Origin of the sequence: Spirillospora sp. CA-294931, from assembly GCF_050946795.1 — a bacterium.
Taxonomy (GTDB): domain Bacteria; phylum Actinomycetota; class Actinomycetes; order Streptosporangiales; family Streptosporangiaceae; genus Spirillospora.
The window spans coordinates 7,797,256-7,812,376 of record NZ_CP192006.1; the positions used below are offsets into that span (position 1 = coordinate 7,797,256).

Below are 15,121 nucleotides of genomic sequence, written 5' to 3' on the forward strand. Positions count from 1 at the left end.
CGTTCAGGAATGAGCAATCACCCACCGAGCCACCAGGCCCGCCTGCACTGGCCTTTGCCCAGCGCATGGCCCGTGTGGGTGGCCCCCGTCTTCCTGGCGTTCATCCAGCTGTTCGGCTCGTTCGGCGCCGAGCACGGTCCCCCGAGCGAGGGAGGCCCGGGTCGCGGTCCGGACTGGGACGAGGAAGGCATGGGGCACCTCCCCCTCGACTTCCTCGGGGTCATGCTGATCCTCGGCGGCCCGGTGGCGCTGCTGTTCCGGCGCCGGTACCCCAGGGCCACCCTGGCCGTGGTCGGAGCGATCACCAGCCTCTACTTCCTGCGGGCCTACACCTACGGGCCCGTGCCGTTCTCCGCGGGCGTCGCGATCCTGGCCGCCCTCGTCGCCGGGCACCGGCTGTACGTCTGGGCCGGGACGAGCGCGGTGATCGCCGTCTGGCTGGGGATCACCCAGCTGATCGGCGTCGAGGAGCGCGGCAAGGGCGGGGCGGTGTTCCCGGTGGAGCAGCCGAGCCTGGTCGACACCTCCTTCATCGTCGGCTGGTCGCTGGTCGCGCTGATCGGCGGCGAGCTGATCAGGATGCGCGGGCAGAAGGCCGCCGAGTCGGCGCGCACCCGGGCCGAGGAGGAGCGCCGCCAGGCCAGCGAGGAGCGGCTCCGGATGGCCCGCGAGCTGCACGACGTGCTCGCCCACAACATCTCGATGATCAACGTGCAGGCCGGGGTGGCTCTGCACCTGCTGGACGACGACCCGCAGCAGGCCAGGACGGCGCTGGCGGCGATCAAGGAGGCCAGCAAGGAGGCCCTGACCGAGATGCGCTCGGTGATCGGCGTCCTTCGTTCCGAGGGCGAGCGCGCGCCCCGCTCCCCCACCGCCGGGATGGAGCGCCTGGAGGAGCTCCTCAACCGCGCCCGCTCGGCCGGGCTCCGGGTGGACGCCGAGATCACCGGCGATCGCAGACCGCTGCCGGCCGGGCCGGACCTGGCCGCGTTCCGGATCGTCCAGGAGTCGCTGACCAACGTCAGCAGGCACGCGGGCGGCGGGCCGGTGACGGTCAGGCTCCGGATCGCCTACGGTGAGCACGACGTCGCCGTCCAGGTCGACGACGACGGCCAGGGGGTGTCTCTGCTGGACGACCATCACTCGGGTGGCAGCGGCATCAACGGCATGCGCGAGCGGGCCGTCGCGCTGGGCGGCACGTTCGAGGCCGGGCCCCGCCCCGGCGGCGGGTTCGGCGTCCGCGCCAGCCTGCCCCTGACCGGTGAACGGACGGCGAGCGCCGAGAGCGCGCCCGCGGGAGGTACGGAATGATCAAGGTGCTGCTCGCCGACGACCAGGTGCTGGTCCGCGCGGGGTTCCGGGCGCTGCTGGACGCCCAGGCCGACATCGAGGTGGTCGGCGAGGCCGACGACGGCGAGGCGGCCGTCGAGCGGGCCCGCGCCCTGCGTCCCGACGTGATCCTCATGGACATCCGGATGCCGGGCCTCGACGGTCTGGAGGCCACCCGGCGGATCGCCTCCGACCAGCGGCTCGACGGGGTGCGGATCATCATCCTCACCACCTTCGAGCTGGACGAGTACGTGTTCGAGGCGCTGCGCGGCGGAGCCAGCGGCTTCCTGGTCAAGGACACCGAGCCGGTGGAGCTGATCCATGCCGTCCGGGCGGTGGCCGACGGCGACGCGCTGCTGTCGCCCAGCGTCACCCGGCGGCTGATCGCCGAGTTCGCCACCCGCGCCAAGGAGCCCGCGCCCTCGCCCCGGCTGAACGCGCTCACCGAGCGCGAGCGCGAGGTGATGGCCCTGGTCGGCGAGGGCCTGACCAACGAGGAGATCGCCGCGCGCCTGGTGGTCAGCCCCGCGACGGCCAAGACCCATGTCAGCCGGACGATGGTCAAGCTCGGCGCCCGCGACCGCGCGCAGCTCGTCGTCTTCGCCTACGAGTCGGGGCTGGTCAAGCCCGGATGGCTGTCCTAGGGCGGCCACGGCTCCCGCTGTGACGATTGACTGTCGTCCTGACGCCGAACATGGCAGGGTGGGCGGGCAGACGACCCGTCACGACGCGCGGAGGAGCCCCGGTGCCCGAGACCACGAGGATCCTGGCCGTCGACGACCGCGAGGAGAACCTGGTCGCCCTCGCCGCCGTCCTCGACGCGCTGCCGGTCGAGGTGGTCGGGGTCTCGTCGGGGCACGCCGCGCTCAAGGAGCTGCTCAGCGACGACTTCGCGCTGATCCTCCTCGACGTGGTCATGCCCGAGATGGACGGCCTGGAGACCGCGGGGCACATCAAGAGCCGCCCCCGCACCCGCGACATCCCGATCATCTTCCTGACCGCCGCCGGTGAGGCGAGCGAGCAGGCGTACCAGGGCTACGCGGCCGGGGCGGTCGACTACCTGACCAAGCCGTTCGACCCCTGGCTGCTGCGCGCCAAGGTCTCGATCTTCATCGACCTGCACCACCGCACGCTCCAGCTGCGCCGCCAGGCCGCGCTGCTGCGCCAGGCCATGGCCGGTGACGAGGACGGCACCGATGGCCGCGACCAGGCGCTCAAGGTCCTGGACGAGCGGCTCTCGCTGGTCGAGGGCGGCCTCACCCGGGCCAGGGCGGGCGAGGGGGGCGGCCTGACCGAGGTGGAGGCGCGGGTCGCCGAGCTGCGGCTCGCCCTGGACGCGCTGATCGCGGGCTCCTGACCCGCGAGGCTCTCAGGCGCTGCTGACCTGGAAGGTGGCGAAGATCCGGTCGCGCACGCCCGCGACGCTCGCCCAGCTCGCCTCGGGCGCCCGGAAGTACAGCGCGTACGGGGCCCCGTTCAGCTGGACGAACCGGTCGCGCACCCGGACGCGGCGGCCGTCCGCGGTGAAGGTGAACTCCCAGTCGGCCGCGCTGGTGCCCAGGTAGGACGAGACCGCCGAGACGCCGATCTCGCGGTAGCCGGGCAGGCGCCCCCCGGCCGGGCCGCTCACCTTCGACACCCGGGCCTGCTCCAGCGGGGTCCGCACCTCCGGCGGCCACCGGGTCGTGTCGACCGTCAGCCAGGTCTGCCCGTCCGGCGCGGCCAGCCGGTTCCGGCCGTCCGGGCCCGGACCGCGGGCCCAGTCGCGGGGCACCTCGACGGAGTAGCCGTCGGCGCGGACCACCGTGGTCGCCCGCCCGGACGCGCCGGAGTTGAGCTTGCCCCGCAGGATGAACGCCCCCGCCAGGACGGCCGCCACCACCAGCACGACGGCGACGATCACGATCACGATCGTCCTGCGGCGCTCGCGTTCGCGTCCCCCGGTGTGCGTGTGCTGCGGCGGCGGGGGCTGCTGCCACTGCGAGACGTGCTGCGGCTGCTCCCACGGCGGCGGCGTCTGCGGCCCGTGATGCGAGACCGGCGCCTGCGGGGGCGGCTGGACGGTCCACTCGGCGGCCATGTCGCCGCCCCGCAGCGTCCGGGCATCGGGGTCGGGCCCGGGGCGGGCCTTCGCCTCCGGCACCGGGCCCGGGTCGCGGATCGTCACGTCGAGCTCGGCCGAGTCGAGCACGGTGGCGGCGTGGTCGTCGTCCACCCGCCGGATGCCGCGCGCGGGGTCGTCGGTCACCGTCCGGTCGAACACGGTCTCCTCGGCGACCGGCATCGTGGCGACCCGTGAGAGCAGCGGCTGCGCCTGCGGGCCGGTCATCCGCCAGGCGGGCTCGCGCACGAGCAGCCCGTCGAGCACCGGCCCGAGCGGCCCGGCGTTGCGCGCGGGCGGCACGGGCTCGCTCAGCGCCGCCTGGAGCGAGGCCATCGCGTCGGACCGCTCGTAGGGCGAGTGCCCTTCGAGCGCGGCGTACAGCGTCGCGCCCAGCGCCCACAGGTCGGAGGCCGGGACGGCGCGCTCGCCCTGCGCGCGCTCGGGCGGGATGTAGGCGGGCGACCCCATGACCAGGCCGGTCTGGGTCAGCGTGGCGTCGCCCTCGACCTGGGCGATGCCGAAGTCGGTGAGCACGACCCGTCCCGCGTCGGTGATCAGGACGTTGCTGGGCTTGATGTCGCGGTGCAGGATGCCCTTCTCGTGGGCGTGCCGGAGCGCGGCCAGCATCTGGAGCCCGATCTCGGCGACCCTGCGGTGGTCCATCGGGCCGTCGTCGAGAAGATCCTGGAGCGACTTGGCCAGGACCAGCTCCATGACGATCCACGGCCGGTCCTCCTCCTCGACCACGTCGTGGACGATGACCACCCCGGGGTGGCTCAGCCGGGCCGACGCCCTCGCCTCGCGGAACGTGCGCTGGTACAGCACGTCCTGCTCGGACGGGGTCAGGCCCGGGGGAAGCAGAACCTCCTTGATCGCGACCTCGCGGTCCAGCGTGACGTCATAGGCCCGCCATACGGTGCCCATGCCGCCTCGGCCCACCACCGCGTCCAGCCGGTAGCGGTTGGCCAGTAGCCGACCCTCTCCCATGACTAAATGGTCCCCCGTCGCACGCGGCCGTGCCTACCCTCAGCCCCGGAAGCCGTCGAGCACATTCTTTACGTCGCCCCGCCACTCGTTCCACTGGGATTCCGGCGCCGCCATCATGACGGCGTACTGCCTTCCGTTGATGATCACCCCGCGGACCCACGCGCGCATGCGCGTGTTCCCCGGGTTCCACGCGTACTCGATGTCGGCGGCCTCGGTCCCGCCGTGGCGGACGGGCGTCAGATCCAGGCGCTGGTAGCCGGGCAACCGGTTGTTCGCCCTGACCTCGCGCTCCCACTGGAGCCAGTGCGCGTGCGGAGTGCCCGTCCAGGGCGTCCGGTCGACGAAGACATAGGCGTCGGACCTCGGGTCGAGCCAGAGGGTGCGGTCGGCGCTCTTGCGCTGCTCCGTCCACCCCTGGGGCACGGGGATCTGGTAGCCGCTGTTGCCGACCGGCGTCATCCCCTGCGGGATCACCGGGGCCTGGGTCTCCGGCGTGGTCCTGGAACTCTTCTTGGGCGGGGCCGGCGCGGTTCCCCGCGCGGCGGGGGTGGTCTTCGCGGCCGCGGCCTTGCCCTTGGGGTCATCGCCGCGCAGGGCGAGCGCGATGGCCAGCGCGACGACCGCCACACCGAGCACGCCCGCCAGGACCGGCCAGAGCATCCGCCGGGACGACGCGCGCCGCTCCGGCGGGGGCGGCATCGCGGGGCCGGGCACGTTCAGCGTCTGGGTGGGCACGCGCGGGTCGGCGACCTGGCCCCACGACCGCAGGTCATGGGCGGTGTGCTGCCCCGCGACGACCTGCGCCAGGAGGGCGTCGGCCTGGTCGGCGTCCATCCGCGCCACGGGGTCCTTGACCAGCAGGCCCCGCAGGACGGGCAGCAGCGGCCCGGCGTTGCGCGGCTCCGGCGGCTCCTGGGTCACGATCGCGGCCAGCACGGCCACGGTGTCGGTGCGGTGGTAGGGCGGCTTGCCCTCGCAGGCCGCGTAGAGCGTGGCGCCGAGCGCCCAGAGGTCGGACGCGGGCAGCGCGCGGTCGCCGTTCACCCGTTCGGGCGACATGTACGCGGGCGATCCCACGATGCGGCCGGTGTGGGTGAGCGTGGCGTCGCCCTCCACGCTGGCGATGCCGAAGTCGGTCAGCACGGCCCGGTCGTCGCCGGTGATGAGCACGTTGGCGGGCTTGACGTCGCGATGCAGGATCCCGATCGCGTGCGCCGCCCGCAGCGCCCCGACCATCTGCCGTCCGATCGCGGCGACCCGGGCCGGCGGGAGCGTCCCGTCCTCCTCGATCACTTCCTGGAGCGAGCGCGCCTGGACCAGCTCCATGACGATCCAGGGCCGGCCGTCCTCGTCCACAACGTCATGCACGGTCACGACGCCCGGATGGTTCAGCCGCCCCGAAGCCCGCGCCTCGCGGAGCGTGCGCAGATGGCGCACCTCGCGCTCGTCGTCGCTCAGGCCCGGTTCGACCTGGACCTCCTTGACCGCGACGTCGCGGTGCAGCATCTCGTCGTGCGCCCGCCAGACGGTGCCCATCCCGCCGCGCCCGACGACCGACACCAGACGGTAGCGACCCGCCAGCACCCGTCCCGCGCCGGCACGGCGGTCTTCGCCCACGACACGTCCATCCCCGTCTGACATAGGTGGTGACACTAGTCGCTGGCGGGCTTGAACGAGCTGTACACCGGGGCAAGCTGGGCGAACCGGGCACTCCACTCGCTGTCGGGAGTCGAGAGCAGGATGGCGTAGCCGTGCCCGTTGGCGACGAAGCCCCGGTTGAGGACGTGGGTGCGGCCCGAGTCGCCGTCGTGGGTGAACTCCCAGTCCGACGACTTGTCGCCGTTCCCGGTGTCGGGGACGGGCGGCTGGTCGCCGGTGGGGTCGATGCGGATCCTCTTGTAGCCCGAGAAGCCCACGCCGCCGCGCTCCTGCCTGCGCCAGTCGTCGATGGCGCTCTTGCCGGGGCTGGAGGTCTGGCCGATCTGGATGTAGGAGCGCCGGTCGGGCGAGCGGAAGAAATCGCCCGCGCTTCCCTTGCGCTCCAGGTCCCAGTCTTCGGGGACGGCCACCGAGTAGCCGGTCTTGTCCTTGTGGAGCCGGAAGCCCTCGGGGACGGTGCTGGCGGTGGGGGTCGTGCTGGGCTTCTTGGACGGGGCCGGGCTCGAGGGGGTCGCGGGAGGAGTGCTCTTGTTCTGCTTGCCCGAGGGCTTGTCGTCGCCGCGCGAGGCCGCGAAGGCCAGCGCGCTGATCGCCAGCACGATCGCCAGGACGATCACGGCGATGACCACGAGCCCGCCGCGTCCGGCGATCCCCGAAGGTTCGCGCCTGGACGGCGGCGCGAGGCTCCCCGCGGGCTCGGTGGCGGGCGGCGGGTCCCACGACTCGACGGGCGGCTCGGCGACGATGGGCATGGCCGCCTTGGTGTGCTCGGGCGCGGGCGGCGGGGGCGCCTGCTCGGGCAGGGGGTACTCCACGGCGATCGTGCGCTGGGTGTCGACGGTCTCCTGGCGGACGATCTCGTCGAGCAGCGCGCCCGCCTCGATGGCGTCCATCCGCTGGTCGGGGTTCTTGTGCAGCAGGCCCTCGATCAGGGGCCGCAGGCGTCCGGCCTTGTCGGGCGGGTCGGGGGCCTCGGAGATGACGGCCACCAGGGCGGCCATCGGCTCCGAGCGCTCGAACGGCGACTTGCCGTGCAGCATCGCGAAGAGTGTGACGCCCAGCGACCACAGGTCGGAGGCGGGGCCCGCGGTGCGGCCGCGGGCGCGTTCGGGGGCGATGTAGGCGGGCGAGCCCATGACGAGCCCGGTCTGGGTGAGGGTCGCGTCGCCCGAGGCGGTGGCGATGCCGAAGTCGGTGAGCACCGCGCGGTCGTCCTTGGTGACCAGCACGTTGCTGGGCTTGACGTCGCGGTGCAGGACGCCGGCCTCGTGGGCGGCGTGCAGGGCGGCCAGCATCTGGCGCCCGATGTCGGCCGCGCGGCGGGGCTCCAGCGTCCCCTCCCGCTTGATCACCTGGTCGAGGGAGGGAACCTTGAGCAGCTCCATGATGATCCAGGGGCGGCCGTCCTCCTCGACGACGTCGTAGACGGTGATGACGCCCGGGTGACCGAGCCGCGCGGCGGTGCGCGCCTCACGGAACGTGCGCTTGTGGTGTACGGCGCGTTCCTCATCGGTGAGACCATGCGGCAAGATGACCTCTTTCACCGCTACGTCACGACCGAGGACCTCATCGTGAGCCTGCCAGACCGTCCCCATACCGCCACGGCCGACCTGGGTGACCAGGCGGTAGCGGTGGGCGAGCAACCGCTCCCCGGTGGTCTCATTAGGCATATTCGCGACCATATCGACTTTTACTGAGAACCTTGGACCCAGCCCGCAAGCGAGTTCCCCCTACCCGTACAACGTCCGCCGCACGGATCCGGTTCGCCACCGGGCCGGTGGGGCGGTGAACCAGAGCGTGATGGACTTGACACCCGGTACAAATAAGAGAGCACCAAACAGCCGCGACGGGGGGACCATGGCGGAGACCGGCCTGATCGGGGGGTGGCGTCGGACGATGGAGTCGACGCCGGCCGTCTTCTTCTGGTACACCCGCCTGTCCGGCATCCTATCGATCCTGGCGTGGCTCTCATCCGGTCTGATCCTTGAGATCGCCGACATGTGGCCGCTGCGCTGGATCAGCCTGCTCGGCTGGTTCCCGAGCGTGCCCATCGGCCTGATGTGGATCCTGCTGTCGATGGGCGTGCGCCGCCGCAAGAAGGCCGCCTGGCGGATGCTGGTGCTGATCTTCTCGCTCTACACCACGCTGCTGGCCACCGGCCTGCTGGCGACGATCCTGGCGCCCGAGCCGCCCGGCCCCGACGAGCCCACCACGCCCGAACTGGCCGTCTCCACCGCCTTCTTCACCATCCTGCTGAGCCTGGCGATCGCCGCGCGCAGCCAGTTCAGGACCCTGCCGGACCGTGCCAACCGGCGGGTGGCCGTGCTGGTCTTCCTCGGCCTGCTGGTCGTGACCGGCGGCATCGGGACGTTCCTGGTCACCGTCACCGACCGCGACCCCAAGGGCGACTTCTGGACGCATCCGCTGTACGCGGTCGCGCAGACCGTGCTCGGCCCGCGCGTCCAGGCCGAGAAGGTCGAGGTCGCCGTCCCCTACTGGGTGGACAGCATCCTGTGGGTCCTCGGCACCGGGCTCCTGGTCATCACGTTCTGGGCGCTGTTCCGTCCCGGACGCCGCGACCCCGTCCTGACCCCCAGCGAGGAGATCCCCGCCCGCGCGCTGCTGGCCGAGTACGGCGACCAGGACTCGCTGGGCTACTTCGCGCTGCGCCGCGACAAGGACTTCATCACCGCGCCCAACGGCAAGGCGGGCATCGCCTATCGGGTCGAAGGCGCGGTCTCCCTGGCCAGCGGCGACCCGCTCGGCGATCCCGAATCGTGGGACCAGGCGATCGAGGCGTGGCTGGGCGAGTGCCGGGCGCACGCCTGGATCCCCGGCGCGGTCAGCGTCGGCGAGCGCGCCGCGCACATCTACCGCAGGCACGGGTTCGACGCGCTCGAACTCGGCGACGAGGCCATCATCGACCTGACCGACTTCAACCTGGAGGGGCGCGAGATGCGCCAGGTCCGCCAGGCCGTCCGGCGGGTCGAGCGGGCCGGGTACACCGTCCGCATCCGGCGCCACTCGCAGATCGCCGGCTGGGAGATGGCCAAGCTCATCCGCAGCGCCGACGCCTGGCGCGGCGAGGAGACCGAGCGCGGCTTCTCCATGGCGCTGGGACGGCTGGGCGACCCCACCGACGGGCGCTGCGTCATGGTCGAGGCGTTCGACTCCAAGGGCGAACTGCGCGGGCTGCTGAGCTTCGTCCCGTGGGGGCGCACCGGCCTCTCGCTCGACCTCATGCGGCGCGACCGCGCGGCCGAGAACGGGCTGAACGAGTTCATGGTCGCCAAGCTGGCCGAGAAGGCCGCGACCGTCGGGGCGCAGAAGCTCTCGCTGAACTTCGCGATGCTGCGCTCGGCGTTCGAGCGCGGCTCGCAGATCGGCGCCGGGCCGGTCGCCCGCATCTACTACCGCGTGCTGTCGTTCGCCTCGAAGTTCTGGCAGCTGGAGTCGCTGTACCTGTCCAACGCCAAGTACATGCCCGACTGGCGTCCCCGGTTCATCTGCTACCAGCAGAGCCGCGACCTGGTGCGCCTCGGGCTGGCCTACGCGCGGGCCGAGGGCTTCCTGCCGAGCCTCAACCGTCCCCGGCTCGACCGTGCGGCCAACATCATCCCGTCCAAGGAGCTGGTCACCAGGATCAAGGAGATCGAGGAGGCCGCCGACGCCGCCCGCGCGCCGCAGCGCAGGCTGTCGGAACAGGAACGCGTCCGGCACGACAAGCTCGACCGGATCCGCGCGGCCGGGATGGACCCCTACCCCCTCGGTTTCGAGCGGACCGACTACGCGGGCGACATCCGCGAGCGGTTCGCCGGGCTGGCGCCCGACACCCGCACCGGCGTCACCGTCTCCATCGCCGGGCGCGTCGTGCTGGCGCGCGAACACGGCCGGCTGATCTTCGTCAAGCTCCAGGACGAGACCGACGCCATCCAGATCATGCTGACCGCCCAGGCGCTCGGCGAGGACGGCCTGCGCACCTGGAAGTCGCTGGCCGACCTCGGCGACCAGATCGGCGTCACCGGCGAGGTCGTCACCTCGCGGCGCGGCGAGCTCTCGGTCGAGGCGTCGCACTGGAAGCTCACCGCCAAGTGCCTGCGCCCGCTGCCCAACAAGAGCACCGGGCTGACCGACCCCGAGGCGCGCGTCCGGCAGCGCTACGTCGACTTCATCGTCAACGACGACTCGCGCCGGATGCTGCGGATGCGCGGCGACGCCGTGGCCGCCGTCCGCGACGGGCTGCGCGAGCGCGGCTATCTGGAGGTCGAGACGCCGATGCTCCAGCCGATCCACGGCGGCGCCACCGCGCGGCCGTTCACGACCCGCATCAACGCCTACAACATGCAGCTCTATTTGCGGATCGCGCCCGAGCTGTACCTGAAGCGGCTGCTGGTCGGCGGCGTCGGCAAGGTCTTCGAGCTGAACCGCAACTTCCGCAACGAGGGCGTCTCGCACAAGCACAACCCCGAGTTCACGATGCTGGAGGCGTACGAGCCCTACGGCAACTACGACACCATGGCCACGCTCACCCGCGACCTGGTGATCGCGGCGGCGCGGGCCGCGCTCGGCACCACCGTGGTCGTGCGCGACGGCGTCGAGTACGACCTGGCCGAGCCCTGGGCGGAGATCACCGTCTACCAGTCGGTGTCGGAGGCCCTCGGCGACGAGGTCACGCCCGACACCTCGCTGGCGACCGTCCAGTCGCTGGCCGAGGGGGCCGGGCTGAACTTCGACCCGGCCTGGGGCCAGGGCAAGGTCGTCCAGGAGCTGTTCGAGGCGCTGGTCGAGGAGGACCTCATGGCGCCCACGTTCGTCCGCGACTACCCGGCCGAGACCTCGCCGCTGACCCGTCCGCACCGCAAGGACGCCAGGCTCGCCGAGAAGTGGGACCTCATCGTGTTCGGCCTGGAGCTCGGCACCGCCTACTCCGAGCTCATCGACCCGATCATGCAGCGGCTGCGGCTCACCGAGCAGTCGCTCCAGGCCGCCGGCGGCGACCCCGAGGCCATGGAGCTGGACGAGGACTTCCTGCGAGCCCTGGAGTACGCGATGCCCCCGGCGGGCGGCATGGGCATGGGCGTCGACCGCCTGCTCATCACGCTGACGGGCCGCAGCATCCGCGAAACGATCCCGTTCCCCCTGGTACGCCCGGGCTCCTAGAGACGACGTGGGCCGGCGCGGTAGCCGTGGCGGGCCAGCCAGGCTCGGGCGCGGCCGCGCCGGCGTTCCTCGTCGGCCAGGCCGGGTTGGGCGGTGCCGTCCGGCCAGAACGTCAGCCAGCCGTCCGGGTCGGCGTCGGCCTCGTCGATCTCGTCGAGCTCCACGACGTCGCCGCGGCGCAGGTCGACCGCGTGCGCGCCGCCGTCGCCGCCGAGGCGGGCGCCGAGCGTCCCGAGGTCGACCGGCACCTCCGCCAGGTCGGAGGCGCGGCGGGCGGTGCCGAGGGCGGCCGCGAGCTCGGCGGCCAGCTCGGCGTCGCCGGGGGCGCCGCGGCCGTCCAGTTCCTCCAGGCACTTGCGGGCCGCGCGCTCGGCCCCGGCCCGGTCGCGGACCAGCGCCGCCGCGAGCACGTCGCCCGCGTACTGGAGGACGGGCCCGAGCGGGCGGTCGCGCAGGACGTCGAGCCCCGCGGCGCCGTCGCGCCGGTAGGCGGCGGCCCGCAGCCGTGCCAGCGCGGGCTCGTCCCAATCGGTCACCTTCCCTTTGTACAGACGGGAAGGTCGCCCTGTACCGCGAATGCGCGCGCTACTCCTCGCGGAACGCCTCCACCGCGTACCTGAGCCGCGCGCCGACGAGCAGTTCCTCGTCCTCGGGGCAGCCCAGCGCGGTCCGCGCCAGCTCGATGAGGCGCTCGTCGGTGGCCTCCGGTTCCCGTTCGGCGATGGCCGCCACCAGTTCGATCAGCTCCGGCCGCTTGTAGGTGACGATCGAGCGTCCCGGCCGCGGCTCGCTCGGCGGCTCGGGCGATCGGCGGCGCGGGGCCTCGGGCCTGCGTTCGAGCTCCGGGTCCAGCCGGAACGCGAGCCCGCCCCGCGTCTCCCGCATCGGCCGGGCCGCGCGCACGTCCGGCGCGTGCTCCTCCCGGACCACGGGCTCGGGGTCCGGCACGGGGTCGGGGTCCGGACGCGGGGCCGGGACGGGGGTGGGCGGCGGGCCGGTGGCGGTGAAGCGGGCCTGGAGGATCTGGAAGAGGGGCGCGGTGGGCGTGATGGTGGCGCGGAGGTCTTCGGGGAGGGCCTCGTCGGGGACGTGGAGCGGCGCCCCTGGGAGCGTGTCGGCGCCCTGGCCCACGAGGATGATGCGGGGCGCGAGCCACAGCAGGAAGAGGGCCTCGGCTCCGGCGTCGTGCTCGCCGTCCACGATGACGGCGTCGAACGAGTCGGGCTCGGGCGGCAGGGTGGTCGGGATCTGCCGCAGCGGCAGGATCCAGCAGGGGGCGGGCGAGTCGGGCCCCAGCGGGCCGTGCGCCTCCCAGGCGAGGGCGGCCGCCAGGGTTCCGGAGGCCTCCCGGCGTCCCGCCTCGGCGTCGGCCAGCTCGGCGCGCAGGCGCTTCTCGGCCGGGGACAGCGGCAGCTCGGCCAGGCGGGCCGACGCGTACGCCCACGCCCACGCCTCGTCCCAGTGCTCCACGTGGCCGGTGGGGAACGCGGCGGCCAGGTCGGGATGGGCGGCGTGGACGCGGTCGAGCAGCGCGTCGCAGCGGATCTGGAGGGCGCGCTCGTGCCGGGCCTCGGCGAGGCCGCCGAGGCAGCGGCCGTAGGCGGCGGCGTCGCGGGCGTCGATGGCCGCCAGGGCGGCGCGCAGCTCGGGCGGGTCGTCGGGCGCGCCCGGGCCGATCGAGTCGCGCAGCGCCGTGATGTCGGCGCCGGTGCGGTTCACGCCCATGCCGAGCATGGCGTTCTCCAGGCCGACGACGTATCCGTGCCACTGGAGCGGGTGCGTGATGGGGATGCCCAGGCCGGAGCGGTGGATCAGGTCGGCGGTCTCGGCCAGGGCCGGGAGCACCTCCTGGACGCGGGCGAGCCGGGCATGGGCGCGGCCGAAGCGCGCCACCCGGTCTTCGAGCGGGACCTCGGCCGGGAAGGAGACGCCCGCGGCCTCCCAGACGTACTGGAGCTCCTGGCAGGCCATGCGGACCATCAGGTTGTTGAACAGGATCTCCAGGCGTTCGGGGGTGTTCGGCGGCTCGCCGTCGATCGTGCAGCCCGCCAGCAGCGGGTCGGCCTGGCGCTGGGGCGCCGAGCGCAGCGGGCCGCGCTTGAGCGTGCCGCCCTCGGCGAGGTAGTTGCGCAGCTCCTGGGCGGCGGCCGCCACCTTGCGCAGATGCAGATGCGGCGGCAGCTCGACGCGGCGTCCCTCGCTCGCCGCGAGCGCGCGCTCCGCCCACTCGGCCTGGGCGGTCATCTCGCCGACCCGGGCCCAGACCGTCGGGCGGCGCTGGGCCAGCGCGTCGGCGAAGGCGCGCACGGCGTGGTCGGCGGGATCCCAGCCGCTCGGGTGGACGCTGAGCCCGAGGTCGTGCAGGGCGGCGTTGACGGTGGCGGCGCAGCCTTCGAGGCGGGCCAGCACCGCGACGTCGGCGCCGCGCAGCCGCCGCGACAGCTCGCTCTGCGAGCGCTCGGCCCGCTCGACGGCGGCGGCCTCGGCGTCGAACAGCGTCCTGACGTAGGCGGGGCTGGGCAGCGCGCCGGGGTCGACGTCGCGCTGCCCGGGACGGGCCCGGCGGGACGGGGACGCGCCCGCCAGCAGGCCGGCCAGCTCGGCGGCCTCGGACGCGGTGAGGGGCGGGCGCCGGCCGAGGCCGGGACGCGGCGGGATCCAGCCGTGGTCGGCCGCCTCGATCCGCAGCCGCCGCTCCAGATCGGCGCGGGCACCGTGGTACCCGGGAGCCAGCTCGTAGGGGCCGGTGTCCTCGGCCAGGCGCAGGCGCTCGCGCAGGGCCGCGACTTCGAGCTCCCACGCGGCCTCGCGGTCGGCGAGCTCCTCGACGTCGGCGGGCTCGTGCGGGGCGTCCCAGGTGACCGAGCCGTCGGTGGTGCACAGCTCGGCGACGCCCGGGGCCAGCCGCGACCTGAGCCGTTCGGCGGCCGCCGGGCCCGAGGTGACCACCAGCGCGCGCCTGCCCCGCGACAGCAGCCCGGTGAGCAGGTCGGGCAGGGTGTCGGGTTCGGGGTCCTCGACGTGCAGCAACCGGGACCGTTCCTCGGGTTCCAGCAGCCGGGCCAGCCCTGCCGGGAAGGGCGCGCCGGGCGTGCTCAGCCGGGCGAGCAGCTCCTCGTAGAAGTCGACGAGCCCGGCCTGGCGCGCGGGCCGCGCCACCAGCGCGGGCGCCAGCCGCAGCCGCGGAACCGAGGACGCCGACGGCCCCGGCGCCCAGTCCTCCCGATAGACGACGGTCTCGCCCGGCTCGCGCGGGTCGTCGGAGGCGAACGCGACCGAGCACCACTTGCGGAGCACGTCGGAGACCGAGGCGCGCAGCCCCAGGGCCTGCCCGGCGTGCACGGCGTCCCACACCCAGTCGGTGCGCGACGGCCGGAACCCCGGGAGCCCCGCGAGCAGCTCGCGGTCGCGCAGCGTGGTGTGGCCCGCGAGCAGGACGTCCACCCGGCCGGTGCGCTCGTCGGCGGCCACCCGGACGGGCGTGGCCAGCAGGTGCTCGCGGACGGCGGGCCCGCTCTCGGGCTTCCAGCTCAGCAGGCCCGTGGCCAGCACGACCTCGCCGCCGTCGGAGCCGGTCAGGTCGCGCAGGGTGCGGTACCACTGCCGCATGCCCAGCCAGCCGTCGAACTCCTCCATGACGGCGGGCGGCGTCAGCGGGATGACCGGGACGCTGAACAGCACGTCGCCGGGCCCCGCGTCGGTCTCGACGTAGACGTCGCCGGGCAGTTCGGCCAGCCAGTGGACCTCGCCCCGCGCCCCGGCGTCGCGGCCCGGCTCCTGGCGGGCCCGGGCCAGGTCGCGCAGGAACCGCAGCAGCCGGACCGCCGAGTCGGCGCTCGGCGCGCTCAGGTCAGGCACAGCCGTTCCCTCCTGCCCTCGCAA

The 15,121-nt window shown here is 73.7% G+C and carries 9 protein-coding genes; 4 read left to right on the forward strand and 5 right to left on the reverse strand.

Annotation, left to right across the window (positions count from 1 at the left end):
- The first annotated feature begins 9 nt into the window (after window positions 1-9).
- The 3 genes from ACQPY4_RS35230 to ACQPY4_RS35240 all read left to right on the forward strand — a co-directional run bounded on the left by ACQPY4_RS35230 (window position 10) and on the right by ACQPY4_RS35240 (window position 2,686).
- A complete protein-coding gene (locus ACQPY4_RS35230) occupies window positions 10-1,311 on the forward strand; it encodes a sensor histidine kinase (RefSeq protein WP_433328521.1) in 1,302 nt (433 codons plus the stop codon).
- Window positions 1,308-1,973 carry a response regulator transcription factor gene (locus ACQPY4_RS35235; RefSeq protein WP_433328523.1) on the forward strand — a complete coding sequence of 222 codons (666 nt, stop codon included), beginning with the start codon at window positions 1,308-1,310 and terminating at the stop codon, window positions 1,971-1,973. The genes ACQPY4_RS35230 and ACQPY4_RS35235 overlap by 4 nt, the downstream gene beginning before the upstream one ends.
- A 101-nt stretch (window positions 1,974-2,074) precedes the next feature.
- Window positions 2,075-2,686 carry a response regulator gene (locus ACQPY4_RS35240; protein WP_433328525.1) on the forward strand — a complete coding sequence of 204 codons (612 nt, stop codon included), beginning with the start codon at window positions 2,075-2,077 and terminating at the stop codon, window positions 2,684-2,686.
- Between the two features lie 12 nt (window positions 2,687-2,698).
- Here ACQPY4_RS35240 and ACQPY4_RS35245 read toward each other — a convergent pair whose 3' ends face one another.
- Genes ACQPY4_RS35245 through ACQPY4_RS35255 form a run of 3 tightly spaced genes read right to left on the reverse strand, consistent with a single transcriptional unit; the run spans window position 2,699 to window position 7,749 of the window.
- Window positions 2,699-4,420 (reverse strand): serine/threonine-protein kinase, encoded by a 1,722-nt coding sequence (locus tag ACQPY4_RS35245; RefSeq protein WP_433328527.1) that lies wholly within the window; start codon window positions 4,418-4,420, stop codon window positions 2,699-2,701.
- A 39-nt stretch (window positions 4,421-4,459) separates the two neighbouring features.
- A complete protein-coding gene (locus tag ACQPY4_RS35250) occupies window positions 4,460-6,037 on the reverse strand; it encodes a protein kinase domain-containing protein (RefSeq protein ID WP_433328529.1) in 1,578 nt (525 codons plus the stop codon).
- A 35-nt stretch (window positions 6,038-6,072) separates the two neighbouring features.
- Window positions 6,073-7,749, reverse strand: a complete 1,677-nt coding sequence (locus ACQPY4_RS35255; protein ID WP_433328531.1) for a serine/threonine-protein kinase — start codon at window positions 7,747-7,749, stop codon at window positions 6,073-6,075.
- Window positions 7,750-7,975: 226 nt separating this feature from the next.
- Here ACQPY4_RS35255 and lysX point away from each other — a divergent pair, with 226 nt between their 5' ends.
- Window positions 7,976-11,239, forward strand: a complete 3,264-nt coding sequence (gene lysX, locus ACQPY4_RS35260) for a bifunctional lysylphosphatidylglycerol synthetase/lysine--tRNA ligase LysX (protein ID WP_433328533.1) — start codon at window positions 7,976-7,978, stop codon at window positions 11,237-11,239.
- Here the strand turns inward: lysX and ACQPY4_RS35265 are convergent.
- Window positions 11,236-11,775: a hypothetical protein gene (locus ACQPY4_RS35265; protein WP_433328535.1), complete on the reverse strand. Its 540-nt coding sequence runs from the start codon at window positions 11,773-11,775 to the stop codon at window positions 11,236-11,238. The two genes, lysX and ACQPY4_RS35265, sit on opposite strands and share 4 nt — an antisense overlap.
- 49 nt (window positions 11,776-11,824) lie before the next feature.
- A complete protein-coding gene (locus tag ACQPY4_RS35270) occupies window positions 11,825-15,097 on the reverse strand; it encodes a hypothetical protein (RefSeq protein ID WP_433328537.1) in 3,273 nt (1,090 codons plus the stop codon).
- Window positions 15,098-15,121: the final 24 nt, after the last annotated feature.

Excerpts from the sequence above, each read along its gene's own strand:
- ACQPY4_RS35230 (WP_433328521.1), top strand. The coding sequence starts at position 10 with ATGAGCAATCACCCACCGAGCCACCAGGCCCGCCTGCACTGGCCTTTG.
- ACQPY4_RS35235 (WP_433328523.1), top strand. The coding sequence starts at position 1,308 with ATGATCAAGGTGCTGCTCGCCGACGACCAGGTGCTGGTCCGCGCGGGG.
- ACQPY4_RS35245 (WP_433328527.1), bottom strand. The coding sequence starts at position 4,420 with ATGGGAGAGGGTCGGCTACTGGCCAACCGCTACCGGCTGGACGCGGTG.
- ACQPY4_RS35255 (WP_433328531.1), bottom strand. The coding sequence starts at position 7,749 with ATGCCTAATGAGACCACCGGGGAGCGGTTGCTCGCCCACCGCTACCGC.
- lysX (WP_433328533.1), top strand. The coding sequence starts at position 7,976 with ATGGAGTCGACGCCGGCCGTCTTCTTCTGGTACACCCGCCTGTCCGGC.